General features: G+C 56.2%; 13 protein-coding genes. 8 read left to right on the top strand and 5 right to left on the bottom strand.

The genetic code is table 11. From position 1 onward, the window contains the following. The first annotated feature begins 43 nt into the window (after positions 1-43). The gene (locus Z948_RS0114310; RefSeq protein WP_025060242.1) at positions 44-547 is read left to right on the top strand and encodes a hypothetical protein; all 504 of its coding nucleotides are present in this window, start codon (positions 44-46) and stop codon (positions 545-547) included. A gap of 135 nt (positions 548-682) precedes the next feature. Beyond that, on the top strand, positions 683-1,969 hold the full coding sequence (locus tag Z948_RS0114315; protein ID WP_025060243.1) for a DUF3422 family protein: 1,287 nt from the start codon (positions 683-685) through the stop codon (positions 1,967-1,969). Positions 1,970-2,002: 33 nt separating this feature from the next. Here the strand turns inward: Z948_RS0114315 and Z948_RS0114320 are convergent, their stop codons facing one another. The 3 genes from Z948_RS0114320 to Z948_RS0114330 form a co-directional block, all read right to left on the bottom strand. Next, positions 2,003-2,980, bottom strand: a complete 978-nt coding sequence (locus tag Z948_RS0114320; protein ID WP_025060244.1) for an ABC transporter permease — start codon at positions 2,978-2,980, stop codon at positions 2,003-2,005. Next, the gene (locus Z948_RS0114325; RefSeq protein WP_025060245.1) at positions 2,973-4,040 is read right to left on the bottom strand and encodes an ABC transporter permease; all 1,068 of its coding nucleotides are present in this window, start codon (positions 4,038-4,040) and stop codon (positions 2,973-2,975) included. Before Z948_RS0114325 ends, Z948_RS0114320 begins: the two co-directional genes overlap by 8 nt. Positions 4,041-4,149: 109 nt before the next feature. After that, positions 4,150-5,859: a peptide ABC transporter substrate-binding protein gene (locus Z948_RS0114330; protein ID WP_025060246.1), complete on the bottom strand. Its 1,710-nt coding sequence runs from the start codon at positions 5,857-5,859 to the stop codon at positions 4,150-4,152. A 355-nt stretch (positions 5,860-6,214) separates the two neighbouring features. Between Z948_RS0114330 and Z948_RS0114335 the strand changes: the two genes are divergently transcribed. From Z948_RS0114335 to Z948_RS0114360, 6 genes are all read left to right on the top strand, one after another. Continuing rightward, complete coding sequence (locus Z948_RS0114335) at positions 6,215-8,047, top strand: ABC transporter ATP-binding protein (RefSeq protein WP_025060247.1); 1,833 nt, start codon at positions 6,215-6,217, stop codon at positions 8,045-8,047. A gap of 6 nt (positions 8,048-8,053) precedes the next feature. Beyond that, positions 8,054-8,422 (top strand): bleomycin resistance protein, encoded by a 369-nt coding sequence (locus Z948_RS0114340; protein ID WP_025060248.1) that lies wholly within the window; start codon positions 8,054-8,056, stop codon positions 8,420-8,422. A gap of 5 nt (positions 8,423-8,427) precedes the next feature. Then, positions 8,428-9,591 (top strand): acetylornithine deacetylase, encoded by a 1,164-nt coding sequence (gene argE / locus Z948_RS0114345; RefSeq protein WP_025060249.1) that lies wholly within the window; start codon positions 8,428-8,430, stop codon positions 9,589-9,591. Between the two features lie 12 nt (positions 9,592-9,603). Next, a complete protein-coding gene (locus Z948_RS0114350; RefSeq protein ID WP_025060250.1) occupies positions 9,604-10,947 on the top strand; it encodes an NAD(P)/FAD-dependent oxidoreductase in 1,344 nt (447 codons plus the stop codon). A 12-nt stretch (positions 10,948-10,959) separates the two neighbouring features. Next, positions 10,960-12,126: a M20 aminoacylase family protein gene (locus tag Z948_RS0114355; protein WP_025060251.1), complete on the top strand. Its 1,167-nt coding sequence runs from the start codon at positions 10,960-10,962 to the stop codon at positions 12,124-12,126. Between the two features lie 85 nt (positions 12,127-12,211). Next, positions 12,212-13,375: a M20 aminoacylase family protein gene (locus tag Z948_RS0114360; protein WP_025060252.1), complete on the top strand. Its 1,164-nt coding sequence runs from the start codon at positions 12,212-12,214 to the stop codon at positions 13,373-13,375. Positions 13,376-13,378: 3 nt separating this feature from the next. Here Z948_RS0114360 and Z948_RS0114365 read toward each other — a convergent pair whose 3' ends face one another. Then, on the bottom strand, positions 13,379-14,422 hold the full coding sequence (locus tag Z948_RS0114365; protein ID WP_025060253.1) for a glycosyltransferase family 4 protein: 1,044 nt from the start codon (positions 14,420-14,422) through the stop codon (positions 13,379-13,381). Then, positions 14,419-15,696: a 3-deoxy-D-manno-octulosonic acid transferase gene (locus Z948_RS0114370; protein WP_025060254.1), complete on the bottom strand. Its 1,278-nt coding sequence runs from the start codon at positions 15,694-15,696 to the stop codon at positions 14,419-14,421. Before Z948_RS0114370 ends, Z948_RS0114365 begins: the two co-directional genes overlap by 4 nt. Positions 15,697-15,699 lie beyond the last annotated feature (3 nt).

A 15,699-nucleotide genomic window follows, 5' to 3' on the forward strand; every position in this document is an offset into this window, starting at 1 on the left:
ATGGGGTATCCAGCTTTCAATTTCTGAGAAAAGGATCGACGACATGACACAATTCATCACAGGTGCACCGGTTTGGGTTTGGCCGCTTTTGGCGCTTTTGGTCTTTATCGGCCTGCGGGCGCGGCATGAACGCAGGGTGCCGGTGTTTCCCCTCTATATTCTGGCTGCCTTGGGCGTGTTGGGCGTGCGTTCAACTCTGTCACTGCCTGCCGAAAGCTGGATCTGGGGTGTGTTCCTTGTCTGCTATGCTTTTGGCGGTTGGTGTGGGTTCAAGGTGCAAAAGGGGTGGTTGCTGGCCCATGACGGCCAGCGGGCCCATCTGGCAGGTGAGAGCCTGACCCTATGCGTCTTGCTCCTGATTTTCAGCGCGAATTTCATCGGGGGAGCGTTGCAGGCGGTCGCGCCAGATGTTTACGCAGACGCTATGTTTCACATCGCATTTGCCCTTGTCCTTGGCACCGCAAGCGGCAGTTTCTTGGGCCGCGCATTGCTGATCTGGAGCAGGGCACCCGCGCGCGCATGGATGCACAAAGTTCAAGCATCCTAAAAACGCAGGTTTCCGATAAGTGGAAATGTATACCTGCGTACCCGTAACAAGTGCCCGACACAGATAAATCCACGTTGAAGGAGCCATCGCTGATGGGCCACAACAAAGGCTCGTAATGACTACAGGACAAATGCGATGGCTCCTATTTCCGATCACCCGCTACGCTATACTCTTTCCGGAGAGCTGCACGCGCGCCCGTTCCCGAATGTCAGCGCGCCACAGGTTGTGGCGTTTTTGGCGATTAAACAGGCGGGAGAGGGCGCGGCGCGAGATCGGGATCGAAATGCGGATATGGAGCATCTGGTTTCGCTGCTTCAGCATTACGGCGCTCCGCTGCCAGATCGGGACGCCACGCATTATTACGGCGCAATGGGGAAATTCAGCCTCAAATGGGAGCAGCACACAGAGTTTGTGACCTTTACCGCCTTTAGCGAGGAGCTGAGCGAGCGTCCGTTTGATCCGGCTGAGTTTGACGTGTTTCCGGCAGATTGGCTCGAGGCGGCGCCGGGGCAGCGGCTTACCTCTTGTTTACTGCGTCTTATGCCTGTCCCTCGGAAGGCGGATAAGATGCTGGCGCAATTGCGCGATTGGTTTGTCCCAGAAAGCCTCGCCGTGGGGCAGGTGCTGGATGGGGCCGCTGTCGCGGCAAGTGATTTTCGGATTGATCCCGCAGGGCACACCCGCTTTGCCGTCTTTGTTCCCGAACAAACGGGAACCCGTCGGATTGGGCGGATCATCCAACGTCTGTTAGAGATCGAGACCTACAAAACCATGTCGATGCTGGGCTTTGCCCTCACCCGAGAGATCGGCGGGCAGGTGAACGATATGGACCGCAGGATCAGTGAGCTGATGGCGGATATGACGGCTCAGGAGCTAAAGCCCGAAACCACGTTGGACGCGCTGCTTGATGTCTCGGTCGAGTTGGAGAATGTCGTGGCGCAGACCTCGTTTCGGTTTGCGGGTACGGCGGCCTATAAGGCGATTGTAGACGAACGGATTAGCGCGCTGCGCGAAGAGCGGTTTGAGGGGCGGCAGGGATTTGGCGAGTTTATGATGCGCCGTTATGAACCTGCGATGCGGACTGTCCTGTCGATGCAAGAGCGGCTAGAGCGGATGTCGGCCCGTGCCCTCAGGGCCTCTGATCTGTTGCGCACACGGGTGGATGTGGAACGCTCGGCCCAGAACCAAGCGATTTTGGAAAGCATGGACAGGCGCGCCGATCTTCAACTTCGTCTACAGCATACGGTTGAGGGGCTGTCTGTGGTGGCTATCAGCTATTACGCGGTCTCGCTTGCCAGCTATCTCTTGTACCCTCTCACAGAGGTCACAGGGCTGTCTAAGGGGTTGCTGACGTCGCTGGTGACGCTGCCGGTTGTCTTGTTGGTCTGGGCCGCTGTACGGCGCATCCGCAAGAACATCTAAGGTCTGCGCGCCATCGCTGGCGCGCAGATGAAATCAACGTCCGCGAATGCGCGGATCCAGCGCGTCACGCAGGCCATCGCCAAGGTAGTTCACGCTCAGAACGGTCAGCGAGATCAGGATACCAGGCAGCAAGACACGCTCGGGGAATTCCTGCATACGGTTTACCGCATCAGACAGTAGTTTACCCCATGTCGGAAAGTCCGACGGGAAGCCCACGCCAAGGAAGCTGAGCGCGCTTTCTGTGATGATCGCCGTGGCAAGGCCCAGCGTGGCCGAAACCATGATCGGTGAGATCACATTGGGCAGCAGGTGGCTGCGGATGATCTTGCCAGATGTTGACCCGATTGAACGGGCCGCAAGGATGAACTCGCGCTCTTTCAGGGCGAGGATATCACCGCGAACAATCCGCGCTGTCTGCATCCATGAGGTCAGCGCGATCACGGAAACGATCAGCACAAACATCCCTCCCTCGGGGCCAAACCGCGAAGACAGCGGTTGGCGGAACAGGGTCACGGCCAGCAGAACCAGCGGCAGGATCGGCAAGGACAGCACCAGATCGGTCAGGCGCATCAGCCAGAAATCCATGCGTTTGAAATAACCCGCGGCAACGCCGACGGCTGTCCCGATCACCAGCGAAAGGATCATCGCTGACCAGCCAACAGCCATGGAAACGCGGCCGCCATAGATCATCTGGGCCAGAATATCGCGCCCTAACTGGTCGGTGCCAAAGGGATGCGCCCAGCCGGCTTTTGCGTCACCATCCCACAGCAAGTTATAGATCGGGCGCCAGTTTTTGTTGCGGATGTCCAGCTTGGTTGGTTCGATGTCCCACAGGAAAGGGCCAAACAAAACGCCCAGCGTGATGAACAGCAGGAACCCACCGCCAAAGACCGCGCCTTTGTGTTTGCGGAACTGGTCCCAAATGTCGCGCCATTGGCTTTGGGGGGGCTGTGAGGGTTCTTTGTCTTGGAGCGCGCCAAAGACTTCGATCTGGGATGATTGATCAGTCATAGCGGATCCTTGGGTCTAGGACGCCGTATAAGATATCGGCGATGAGGTTAAACAATACGATGAGGATGGCAAAGATGAACGTCAGCGTCATCACCATGGGGAGGTCATTGGCAAAGAGGGCGGTCAGCAGCAGCTGGCCAATGCCGTTCACCTTGAAAACGTTTTCAGTAATGATCGCGCCGCCAAAGATGGCAGGCATGCCTAGGGCAATCACGGTGACCACAGGGATCATCGAATTGCGCAGGACGTGAACCATCACAACCACGCTCTCTTTCAGGCCTTTGGCACGGGCGGTGCGCACATAATCTTGGTTCAGGTTGTCGAGCATGGCCGAGCGCATATAGCGGCTGATCTGCGCCGTTGTCTGAAGGGCCAGAACCATCACCGGCATGATCATCTGCATGAGCTGGATTTTGAAGGTCTCCCAGCTGTCGACAACCAAAGTGGTGTCATAGATCGAGGGCAACCAACCCAACGAGACCGAGAAGATCACGATGAGCAGGGGACCAGTGAAAAACGGCGGGATCGAAAAGCCGACCATCGTGATGAACGTGCCCGCCTGATCAAAGACTGAATAGTGGCGATAGGCCGAATAGATACCAATCGGGATCGCAATCAGGATGCCGACAACATAGCTTAGCCCAACCACCCAAAGGGTCTGCGGCATGCGCTGGATAACAATGTCCATCACGGGGCTGCGGGTTTGCCAGCTGATCACACGCTGGGTCTGTACCAACTCGCCTGTGACAGGGTCCAGCTCCATGCTGAGCTGGGTGTCGGGCAACCAGCCAAACAGAAAGCTTTTGCTTGTCAGGTAATCGATCAGAACCATCGGCTCGACCACGAAAAACTGGTATAGCCATTTGAGGTATTGCACATGGACCGGAGCACCCAGCCCCAGTGCCTCGCGCATCTTTTGTTTCACCTCTGGCGGAACCGTAAGAGGCACCTGTGCCATCGGATCGCCAGGGGCGAGTTGAAGAAGCAGAAAAATCACGAGGCTGATAAATAAAAGCGTCGGAATAGAGAGGACCAATCGTCGGATGGTGAAATTCAGCATCAAGTGGCGCCTTTGTTAATCAGTCTTGTCGGAAGAAGAGGGCGGGGGGTGACCCCGCCCAAAGTTTACAGTGAGCTGCATACGGCGGGTCGCCCCGCCGTTGCAAGGATCACTTGATGCGATGCCAATCTGCGGCGTTCCACAGCTCGGAGTCCCATACGTTCAGCACAATACCACCAAGAGAGTTGGAGTGTGCGGAAACGCGGGCACGGTTTACCAGCGGAACGATGGTCATGGTATCTTTTGTGATCATGTCGTTCAGCTTGCGACCGATTTCGCCGCGCTTTTCTAGGTCACCTGTTTTCGCCAGCTCGTCGAGCAGAGCGTCATAGGCAGGATCGCAGAAGCGGTTGATGTTTTCACCCTGCCACTGGCTGGATGGTTTTGGCTCGTTACCACAGCGGTAAGCCGACAGATATGCCTGTGGGTCTGTGCCGTTGAAGGTGTTCGCATACATTTCTACGTCAGCATAGAATTTCTGGAACGTGTCAGGCGAACCTGGGTCACCACCAAAGAAGACAGAACCGTCAAGGTTGCGCAGTTCGGTTTCAACACCGATCTGGCTCCACCAGTCTTTGATCAAGGCTTGGAAATCCTGACGTACAGCGTTTGTGGAGGTCTGGTAAAGGATCGCCAGTTTTACGCCGTCTTTGTCACGTGTGCCGTCACCATCGCTATCGGTCCAGCCTGCTTCGTCCAGCAGGGCTTTTGCGCCTTCGATGTCTTGTGTCAGGCAGCCTGTGTTGTCCGAGTTGTACAACGCAGGTGCAGGCACGAGGTTACAGGTTGGTGTACCCGCTTTGCCGTAACCAACTTCGGTCAGCAATTCGCGGTCGATCGCCATGGACAGCGCGGTGCGCACTTTCAGATCGGACAAGAACGGGTGAGGTTCTGCCACGGTGGAGCGTGTCTCGGCGGGAAGGTCAGGGGAGGGGTTCGTCAGGTTCATTTCCAGACGCTCAACCAGCGGGCCAAAGCCAGCGATCGCAACACCTTTGCCGCCTTCTTCCATTTTGGCAATCACATCAGGTGCCAGCTGGAGGTTCCAAGCATAGTCATACTCGCCCGTTTCCAGAACCGCGCGACCCGCTGCAGCAGCATCGCCACCACCTTTGAAGGTCAGCGTTGCGAATGCAGGTTTGCTTGCAACACGGTAGTTTTCGTTCGCTTCCATTGTGATTACGTCGTTTGGACGGAATTCAACAACTTTGAACGGGCCAGTACCGATTGGGTTAAAGTTGGCTTCTGTACACTCGGGCGCTTTGGCACCGAGACAGTCAGCGAACTGGGCCGCTTGGATGATGGGGCTTTCGCCGCCAACAAACGGGCCATACGGGTTCGGCTTTGGTGCGTCGAAGGAGACTTTTACAGTCAGGTCGTCAATCGCTTCTACGCTTTCAACACCGTCAAATTTTGCGCCCTGCGCACAGCCACCTTCAGGGTGCATGCAGTATTCAGCAGTGAATTTCACATCAGCAGAGGTGAACGGCGTGCCATCAGACCATTTCAGCCCGGGCGCGATTTTCCACGTGATGGATTTGAGATCTTCTGCAACGCCGCCATTTGCGACTGTTGGGATCTCAGAGGCCAGAAACGGCACCATTTCACCGGTTTCGTTGTACCGCGCGAGCGGCTCGATCACCAAAGAGGCGGACTCAACATCTTTTGTTCCGCCAGAAAGGAATGGGTTCAGAATGGAAGGCGCCTGCCAATACAGGATCTTCACATCCCCATCTCGGCCGCGTTCACCCTCGGCGAAAGCAGCAGGGGCCAATGCGGTTGTCGCAATCGCACCCATAAGTAGCGTTCTCATCTTCATATTTGACTCCTTGTCGCGCGCTGATTCCAGCGCAATTTGTTGGGTCGGGCTGTGCCCAGCCTCTTTTCTAGCCAGTGGGAATGCCTAAAGAACTTCGTGTAACCCCACGTAAACTAGCGGTTTTACTCGGCAGCTGGTTTGCACCCCCAAAGCGCATGTCGCCTATCGAAACAGGTTTCACAAAAATAGCAAGCCTTGTACGTACAGGTTGAAGCTGAAAAATTGACCGAGTGTTCAAAGTTTCCTCAAGGTGAGCTTTGTAAATCGTTTACTTTGTTTGACCTACGCCATGCTTGCGCTTAGCGTTATTTGATTCCTACCCGTAACGGTGGAAAAAGTGCCTGAAAGGACCGCGATGTTAGATCATGCAGCCAAAAGCCCGATTGCCCAAATAAAAGGCCTTCGTGTCGAATTTCAAACCAAAGATGGTCCCGTTGTCGGGGTTGAGGATGTATCGTTTGATATTCATCCAGGTGAAACGGTTTGTGTGGTTGGCGAATCGGGTTCTGGCAAATCGGTGTCTTCCTTGTCTTTGATGCGGCTGGTTGAATTTGGCGGTGGTGAAATCGCCGGTGGGCAGTTGATGTTTGATCGTGGGGAGGATGCGCAGGTTGATCTGGCCAATACCCCCCAAGACACAATGCGCGCTATTCGCGGCAATGAAATCGGGATGATCTTTCAAGAGCCGATGACAGCGTTGAACCCTGTTTTTACCGTGGGTAAGCAGCTGACCGAAGGTCTGCGCCTGCACAAAAACATGACAAAAGCCGAGGCAGAGGAACGCGCGCTAGAACTGATGAAGCAAGTCCGCATCCCTGAAGCTGAAAAGCGTCTGTCGCAATTTCCGCATGAGCTATCTGGCGGGATGCGTCAGCGCGTTGTGATTGCAATGGCGCTGGCTTGTGAGCCGCGCCTGTTGATCGCTGATGAGCCCACAACCGCTTTGGATGTGACCATTCAGGCGGAAATTCTGGCCCTTATGGATCGCTTAAAGCGCGAAACAGGCACGGCGGTGATGTTCATCACCCACGATATGGCTGTGGTTGCGCAGATGGCGGACCGCGTTGTGGTCATGTTCCGTGGAAACAAAGTCGAAGAGGGCACTGTTGAGGAGATTTTCGAAAACCCGCAGCATCCCTATACCAAAGCCCTGTTGGCTGCAGTTCCCAAGCTGGGCGAGATGACAGGCAAGGATTATCCCGAACCGATGAAGCTGCTGGGGCGCGAAGATAAGGTCATCGAGCCGATCAAAGGAACGGATGAGGTCTTGTTGACGGTGAACAACCTGACCACGCGTTTTCCCGTGACGGGGGGGCTGTTGCGGCGCACGGTTGCAAATGTTCACGCGGTCGAGGATCTGTCCTTTACGATCAACAAGGGCCAAACCCTGAGCCTAGTTGGCGAAAGCGGGTGCGGAAAATCCACGGCGGGTCGATCCATTTTGCGGCTGGTTGAGCCGATGTCAGGTGAGGTGAACCTTGGCGGTAAAGATATCATGGGGCTGAACCCAACTGATTTGCGCACCGCCCGTTTGGACATGCAGATGATTTTCCAAGATCCCTTTGCATCGCTGAACCCCCAGATGGGGCTGGCGGATCAGGTGGCTGAACCGATCCATAACTTTGGCACGCTCAAAGGGCAGGCAGTGACCGAACGGGTTGAGATGCTGTTTGACCGTGTTGAGCTGCCGCGCAGTTTCATGCGCCGTTTTCCGCACGAACTATCAGGCGGCCAACGCCAACGTGTCGCCATCGCGCGCGCGCTTGCCCTGAACCCGAAATTGATCATCGCGGATGAAGCGGTATCCGCTTTGGATGTTTCGGTGCAGGCCCAAGTTTTGAACCTGATGATGGAATTACAGGCAGAGATGGAACTTTCCTTCCTGTTTATTTCCCACGATATGGCCGTGGTTGAACGGGTTAGCCATCAGGTTGGGGTTATGTATCTGGGGCGCATTGTCGAATTGGGGCCGCGCCGCGAAGTGTTTGAAAACCCGCAGCACCCTTATACTCAGGCGCTGATGAAAGCGGTTCCCATTGCTGATCCGCGCAAGCGCAAAGAGGAAAAAGACCTCAACTTCAAACCGATCCCCTCGCCAATTCACCCTGTCAGCTATACGGCAGAGCCAAGTGTGTACCGCGATGTTGGCAAAGGGCATAAGGTGTTGATCACTGACAGCGGTTATTGATTTGATATGGAGCTGACCCAGATCACCCCCTTTATTCCCTGTACTATTTTAGAGAAACAGATCGAATTCTACCGTGATGTTTTAGGGTTCGAGGTGGGTTTTCAGGCGGATAACTATGCTTTCATGCGGCGTGGCCAAGTTGCCGTGCGTCTGGTCGAGGTTTCGCCGCATGTTGACTTGTCTCATCCCGAACGTGAGGTCTCTTTTTATATTGATGTCAGGGGGATAGATGCGCTCTATGCCTCGATGAAGCCCGCGTTGGACAAATTGCCCGACGGGCGGGTGCGTGCGCCGTTTAATCAAGAATACGGGCAACGTGAAATGCATATAGCCGATGAAGATTGTACATTGGTGTTTTTTGGTGAGGCGCTATAGCGATCATGACAGATAGACTTTCCCCTTATGAGCTGATGGTTAAGCTCATTAGTTTTCCAACCGTATCACGCGATACAAATATCCCGCTGATCGATTGGGTCGCCGCGTATCTGGAAAGCCACGGCATAAAATCGCACCGCTATGTTGACCCCGATCAACCCAAACATGCGTTGTTTGCCCATGTCGGGCCGGATGTTGAAGGGGCGGTGGTTTTGTCAGGTCATACCGATGTGGTGCCTGTCGATGGCCAGCCGTGGGATACCGACCCGTTCACCGTTGTTGAAAAAGACGGCAAATATTACGGGCGCGGCACCTGTGACATGAAAGGGTTCGATGCCCTTGCCCTTTGGGCATTGGTCGAGGCGCATTATGCGGGGGTAAAACGCCCGCTCCAGATCGCGTTCAGCTTTGATGAGGAAATCGGCTGTACTGGTGCGCCGCCTATGATTGAGGCGATGCAGGGCGTTGTGCCTAAAGGTTCGGCTGTGATTGTGGGCGAACCATCAGACATGCAGGCGGTGACTGGTCACAAAGGGGGGATTGGGTTTTCGGTCCATGTTGTTGGGTTTGAGGTGCATTCATCCCTGCTTCATACGGGCGTCAATGCGATCATGGCAGGGGCCAAGCTGATCGAATGGACGAACGATCAAAACACCGCAAACATGGCCGCAAAGCCAACCGATCTGGCCGCGATGTTTGAACCCCCCTTTACCACATTGCACGTCGGCATGATCGAGGGCGGTACCGCCCATAACATCACCGCCAAAGACTGCTATTTCCCCGTGGACATGCGCGTTGTTCCTGGAGAAGACAAAGAAAAATGGAAAATCGCGTTTTTGGAAAAAGTGCGTGAAGTCGAAGCTGCGATGCAAGCCGTTGTGCCAGACACGCGCATTGATGCCACGCCGCGCTTTGATGTCCCCGCGCTGCAACCCGAGACCGAAGGCGAGGCCGAACTTCTCGTGCGCCAGATCACGGGGGATAACGCCAGCCACAAGGTCAGCTATGGCACCGAGGCCGGTCAATTCCAGAACGCGGGCTATAGCGCGGTGATCTGTGGCCCAGGAAGCATCGCCCAAGCGCACCAACCAAATGAATTTATCGAGGTCTCCCAGTTTAATGCAGGGCATGCCTTTATGATTTCATTGGTTGAGCGGCTTTGTCTCTAAGGAGGGGCTGTTATGCAGAGCTTTCCTATTTCGATGGAGCAGGGTGTGCGGTACGGCGGGGATCTGCCTGACGCTGCTGATTTAGTTGTCATTGGCGGTGGGATCATCGGGATTTGCACGGCGCTATTTGCCGCGCGGCGCGGGTCCAAAGTGGTGGTGCTGGAAAAAGGGCTGGTTGCCGCAGAACAATCCTGTCGCAACTGGGGCTGGATTCGCCAACAAGGGCGCGACCCGTCCGAAATGCCAATCATGGACGAGGCTTTGGCGCTTTGGCGTGAATTGGTCAAAGAGCTAGACGAAGACATCGGCCTTGCGCAGGCGGGGGTGACCTATTTCGCTAAATCCGAGAAAACCCTAAAAGGGTATGAACGCTGGTTGCCCCATGCGATAGAAAATGGCGTGAACAGCCGCTTTTTGAGCACGGCTGAGGTGAATGCCATGTATCCGGGTCTTGCAGAGCCACCAGTGGCGGCGCTGCATACCTCAACGGATTGCCGCGCTGAACCGCAGTTGGCGGTTCCCGCCCTTGCGCGGTTGGCTGACGCCGCAGGGGTCGAGATCATAGAAAAATGCGCAGTGCGCAGCCTAGATATAACCGATGGTAAGATCACTGGTGTGGTGAGCGAACAAGGCGCAATCCGCACCCCGCGTGTGGTATTGGCGGCAGGGGCTTGGTCGGCGCTGTTTTTGCGCAATCACGGGATTTCCATGCCCCAGCTTTCGGTGCGCTCTCAGGTGGCGGCAACCGTTCCAATGGCTAATGTGGGCGAAGCGGCCTGTTCGGCTAAACGACTGGCCTTTCGTCGCCGCCAAGACGGGGGATATACGCTTGCGCCTGCTGGGGCGGCAGAGCTGTTTGTTGGGCCGGATGCGTTTCGTGCACTGCCCAACTATCTCAACCAGTTAAAAGAAGACCCACTAGGCTGTATGTTAAAACCGGCGGCACCCAAAGGGTTCCCTGATGCTTGGGGGACCAAACGCAAATGGGCCGCTGACGAGGTCACGCCCTTTGAACAGATGCGCGTGCTGAACCCAAAACCAACGCGGCGCAAGATTTCCAATCTGGCGCGCGACTTTCAGGCCATGTTCCCCCAGCTGGGCGAGGTAAAGATCAAAACCGCTTGGGCTGGGATGATTGACACCATGCCTGATATCGTTCCCGTTGTTGATCACCTTCCTGTCGAAGGATTGATTGTCGGCACAGGGATGAGCGGCCATGGCTTTGGTATTGGCCCTGCTATGGGGCGCATTCTGGCGGATATGGCTGCGGATTTACCTGCGGGCCATGATCTGGCGCGGTTTCGTTTCAATAGATTTACGGATGGTACCAAAATGGTGCCAGGTCCAAACGTTTAAGGAGCATTCAAAATGCCGATCAAGAACCGATTTGCCGAGATGCACGCAGAGATCACCGGCTGGCGCCGCCACCTTCATCAATACCCCGAACTGCAATTTGACGTCCATGAAACCGCCAAATTCGTTGAGGAAAAGCTGCGCAGCTTTGGCATCAGCGATATCACAACGGGGATCGGGCAAACGGGGGTCGTCGCCATTATTGAGGGGCGCAGCAACACTTCTGGCCGAACGGTGGGCTTGCGGGCTGATATGGACGCGCTGCCGATCGAAGAGGCGACAGGGCTTGAGTATGCCTCAAAAAATCCAGGTAAAATGCATGCTTGTGGCCACGATGGCCATACGGCAATCCTGCTGGGGGCTGCGCAATATCTGGCCGAGACCCGCAATTTTGACGGTCGTGTCGCGCTGATCTTTCAACCCGCCGAAGAGGGCGGCGGCGGCGGCCTTGAGATGTGCAAAGACGGCATGATGGAGCGTTGGAGCATCGACGAGGTCTATGGGCTGCACAATATGCCCGGCGCTGAACCGGGCAGTTTTCACATCCGCGATGGCGCGTTGTTGGCTGCGACGGATGAGTTTGAAATCACCATCACGGGGCAGGGCGGGCATGCGGCCTCTCCGCACACAGCAATTGATCCCAACCTCGCCACAGCCCACGTGATTGTTGCGCTGCAATCTATTGCTTCGCGCAATGTTGACCCTCTTAAACAAGTGGTTGTTTCGGTTTGTACGTTGCAAGCCGATAGCGAGACCCACAATGTGATTCCAAGTTCGGTGACCATGGGCGGCACTGTTCGCACGTTAGACAAAGGTGTGCGGGATCTGGCGCAAAAACGGCTGGAAGAGATTGTCGAGCTGACGGCGCGTGCCCATGGCTGCACAGCAAAGATCGACTACGATCGCGGCTACCCTGTGACCTTTAACCATACCGCGAATACAAATTACGCAGCAGACGCTGCCGAGGCCGTGACCCCCGGCGTAGACCGAGCAACCCCGCCCATCATGGCGGGCGAGGATTTTTCCTACATGCTCGAAGAGCGCCCAGGTGCCTATATCATGTTGGGCAATGGTGAGGGGGCAACCGTTCACCACCCAGAATATAATTTCAATGATGAGGCCATTCCCGCGGGATGTTCGTGGTTTGCCGAGGTTGTTGAACGGCGGATGCCCCTCACGTAAAGCCGTTGCTCTGGCGGTGCTTGCGCAGTCAGGGTAACGAATGCCCATACCTATACCTATTCACTCATTTTTCAGGATTGCCTCGATGCCCGTAAAGAACCGATTTGCTGAATTGCATGCAGATATCACCGCTTGGCGACGTGATCTGCATGAACACCCCGAGATACTGTTCGAAACCCACCGCACCTCGGCTAGCGTCGCTGAGAAACTGCGCGCATTTGGCTGTGACGAAGTGGTCGAGGGCATCGGGCGCACGGGTGTTGTCGGGGTGATCAAGGGTCAGACGACGGCTTCGGGCAAGGTTGTGGGCCTGCGCGCGGATATGGATGCGCTGCCGATCCACGAGGAAACGGGTTTGGACTATGCTTCCAAAACCGATGGGGCGATGCATGCCTGTGGCCATGACGGGCATACGGCAATGCTGCTGGGGGCCGCGCAATATCTGGCCGAGACCCGCAATTTTGACGGCACAGCCGTTGTGATTTTTCAGCCCGCCGAAGAAGGCGGCGGCGGTGCCAAGGTCATGTGTGATGACGGGATGATGGCGCGTTGGGGCATTCAGGAAGTTTACGGCATGCACAACTGGCCCGGTATGCCCGAGGGCCAATTTGCCATCCGCACGGGGCCGTTTTTCGCGGCGACTGATTTGCTGGACATCGAAATCGAAGGGTTGGGCGGACATGCGGCCAAGCCGAACGAAACCATTGATACAACTGTAATCGCCTCCCAGATCGTTGGTGCGCTGCAAACCATCGTGAGCCGTAATGCCGATCCTGTTAGCAATATCGTTGTATCGATCACCTCGTTCGAGACATCCTCAAAGGCCTATAATGTGATCCCGCAAAAGGTTCACCTGAAGGGCACCGTGCGCACCATGTCGCTGGAATCGCGCGATCTGGCGGAAAAGCGGGTGAATGAAATCTGTAGCGGTATTGCAGGCGCCATGGGGGCAGAGGCCCGCGTGACCTATCACCGCAACTACCCCGTTATGATCAACCATGAAGAGCAGACCGAATTCGCAGCAGAGGTTGCGCGATCTGTCTCGGGGGATTGTTCAGAGGCACCTCTGGTGATGGGCGGCGAAGACTTTGCCTTTATGCTCGAAGAGCGTCCCGGTGCTTATATTCTGGTCGGAAATGGCGATACGGCGATGGTTCACCATCCGCTGTATAACTTTAACGATGATGTCATTCCTGCCGGCTGTAGCTGGTGGGCAGGCATTGTTGAACAACGTATGCCAGTGGCCTAAGAACTAGTCGCCCAAGAGCCTGCGATAGAGGTCGATCAGGCTCTGGGCTTCTTTCTCGATCGAGAAATTGGCCAGCACGTGATAGCGGCTGTCGTCGCGCCAATATTGCAGCTTTGTGGTTTCGGCCAATGCCTCATCCGTTGCAGCGGCAAGGGCAGGGATGTCATCTGGTGCAACCAATCGGCCTGTCTTGCCCTCAACGATCAGCTGTTCAAACGCGCCCACCCGTGTGGCGATCACGGGGCAGCCTGTTGCCATGGCCTCTAGCGGGGTCAGGCCGAACCCTTCCCAGCGCTGCGGCGCTACATATAGATCGAGCGCGGCATACCAATCGGCCATGGCTTCGGTCGGCACTTCGGGTTTGAACAATATGCGCTCGCTCAGGCCCGCTGCGGCGACTTCTTCTTTTAGGGCGGTTAGATAAGCGTCGTCATCACCCACAGCGCGCCCCATAACGATGGCATAGGTATCGGGATGCTGGGGCATGATCTGGATCATGGCGCGCACAAAGGCATCCGTCCCTTTTTGCGCGCGAATACGGCCATAGCAACCGACGAGTTGCCCCTGCGTGGGTAGACCCATTTTGGCGCGAAGGGCCATGCGGTCGTCAGCGGGGGCAAATGTTTTGACATCAATCCCATGCATGATCACCGTTGAAGGCGCTTCTAGATAGGCAGCTGTTTTATCGGATGTAGCAACAACCGCATCCATGCGCCGGATCAACCAGCGCGTCAGGCCCGACTGCTTGCGTTGCGATGCCGAGGTGAAAATCAGCTTTAGCTGCTTGCCCAGCAGGTATTTCAACGCCAGCCCCCCGATCATTTCCACATTACGACGCGCATGCCAAACACGAAGCGGTTTGCGGGGCAGGGTCAGCAGGGCGGACAGGGGGATTTGGGGCACGTGCTCGGGTATGACGGGGCCGGTTGCCACGATGGCGATGTCTTGCGCCTGAACGGGGACAAGGCGCACAACGGTCGCCGTCACACCAGATAGGCGGCGTTTGAAATTGGGTGCAATGACCCTGATCGGGGGGGATGTTTTCATGTGAGTTTGAGGGCCTTGATCAGTCGAGCAGCGATGGTGTCTAGTTTTGAATTTTCACCGTTTGCAAAGGTTTTAGCCGCCACAATGGCTTTTGCGCGGGCATTTGTGTCGTTCAGCAGCCTGTTTACTTGCGCTGGAATATCCTCTTTGCCAGCCACAAGGCCCGCAGCACCCGCCGCTTCCATCGCCGAGAATGTCTCGGCAAAGTTAAAGACATGAGTGCCAGACAGGACAGTTGCGCCCGATTGGGCGACCTCAAACGGGTTGTGCCCGCCAATCGGCAGCAGCGATCCGCCAAGGAACACGATATCGCTCAGCGCATACCAATTCCCCAACTCACCCAGCGTATCGGCAAGAAAGACCTCACCAGAGGGCAAATCACCACTGCTGCGTCGAGAATAGCTCATGCCGGCTTCGCTGATTAGCTGCAAAACCTCATCGCCGCGTTCAGGGTGGCGGGGCACAAGGATGAGCAGCAGATCTGGATGCTGCTCAAGAAGGCGTTTGTGCGCAGCTAGGATGCCCTGTTCTTCGCCAGCATGGGTCGAGGCGGCAACCCAGACAGGGCGATGGCCAAGCGTGGCGCGGGCTTCGAAAATCAGATCGTGGTCTTGTGGCAGGGGGCCAGCAAAGGACTTTAGGTTTTGGCCACGCGCTACTTTTGGCGCCGGAGCCTGCAGGCGCACCATTGCTTCGGCCATGGCGTCATTCTGAGTGAGGATCAGGTCAAACACGTCAAACAGATAGGCGGCAAGGCGGGGGCGTTTGGCCCATGACGCGATAGAGCGTTCCGACATGCGCGCGTTAACCAGTGCCATCGTCGCGCCGCTGGCATAGGTGCGGCGCAACATCTGCGGCCATAGCTCACTTTCGACAAAGATCGCGGCGTCTGGTTGCCAGTGACGCAAAAACCGTTTGAGCGGACCAGGGGCGTCGAGGGGCGCAAATTGGTGAACGCATCGCGGTGGCATGCGCGCCTCGATCAAGGCGGCCGAGGTTGCAGTGCCGGATGTGATCAGGAAATGCGCGCTAGGCAGTTGCTCTCCCATGCGGGTCATCAGGGCCAGTACAGATAGGCTTTCGCCGACAGATGCCGCATGAAACCAGATCAGCGTGCCGTTAGCCCGATTTTCGGTCGCGTTGCCCAACCGTTCGTGGGCGCGATAGGTGGGAACATCGGCGCGTTGCAGCTTTTTGACGGTCGCACGCGCAACAAAGGGCACCAACACCATGCTGAGGGCGACATAGGCACGATAGAGCACTGGCACGCGCATTGC

It is taken from the genome of Sulfitobacter donghicola DSW-25 = KCTC 12864 = JCM 14565 (assembly GCF_000622405.1).
Lineage (GTDB): Bacteria > Pseudomonadota > Alphaproteobacteria > Rhodobacterales > Rhodobacteraceae > Sulfitobacter > Sulfitobacter donghicola.

Excerpts from the sequence above, each read along its gene's own strand:
- Z948_RS0114335 (WP_025060247.1), top strand. The coding sequence starts at position 6,215 with ATGTTAGATCATGCAGCCAAAAGCCCGATTGCCCAAATAAAAGGCCTT.
- Z948_RS0114340 (WP_025060248.1), top strand. The coding sequence starts at position 8,054 with ATGGAGCTGACCCAGATCACCCCCTTTATTCCCTGTACTATTTTAGAG.
- Z948_RS0114315 (WP_025060243.1), top strand. The coding sequence starts at position 683 with ATGGCTCCTATTTCCGATCACCCGCTACGCTATACTCTTTCCGGAGAG.
- Z948_RS0114330 (WP_025060246.1), bottom strand. The coding sequence starts at position 5,859 with ATGAAGATGAGAACGCTACTTATGGGTGCGATTGCGACAACCGCATTG.
- Z948_RS0114365 (WP_025060253.1), bottom strand. The coding sequence starts at position 14,422 with ATGAAAACATCCCCCCCGATCAGGGTCATTGCACCCAATTTCAAACGC.
- Z948_RS0114360 (WP_025060252.1), top strand. The coding sequence starts at position 12,212 with ATGCCCGTAAAGAACCGATTTGCTGAATTGCATGCAGATATCACCGCT.
- argE (WP_025060249.1), top strand. The coding sequence starts at position 8,428 with ATGACAGATAGACTTTCCCCTTATGAGCTGATGGTTAAGCTCATTAGT.
- Z948_RS0114325 (WP_025060245.1), bottom strand. The coding sequence starts at position 4,040 with ATGCTGAATTTCACCATCCGACGATTGGTCCTCTCTATTCCGACGCTT.
- Z948_RS0114350 (WP_025060250.1), top strand. The coding sequence starts at position 9,604 with ATGCAGAGCTTTCCTATTTCGATGGAGCAGGGTGTGCGGTACGGCGGG.
- Z948_RS0114370 (WP_025060254.1), bottom strand. The coding sequence starts at position 15,696 with ATGCGCGTGCCAGTGCTCTATCGTGCCTATGTCGCCCTCAGCATGGTG.
- Z948_RS0114310 (WP_025060242.1), top strand. The coding sequence starts at position 44 with ATGACACAATTCATCACAGGTGCACCGGTTTGGGTTTGGCCGCTTTTG.
- Z948_RS0114320 (WP_025060244.1), bottom strand. The coding sequence starts at position 2,980 with ATGACTGATCAATCATCCCAGATCGAAGTCTTTGGCGCGCTCCAAGAC.
- Z948_RS0114355 (WP_025060251.1), top strand. The coding sequence starts at position 10,960 with ATGCCGATCAAGAACCGATTTGCCGAGATGCACGCAGAGATCACCGGC.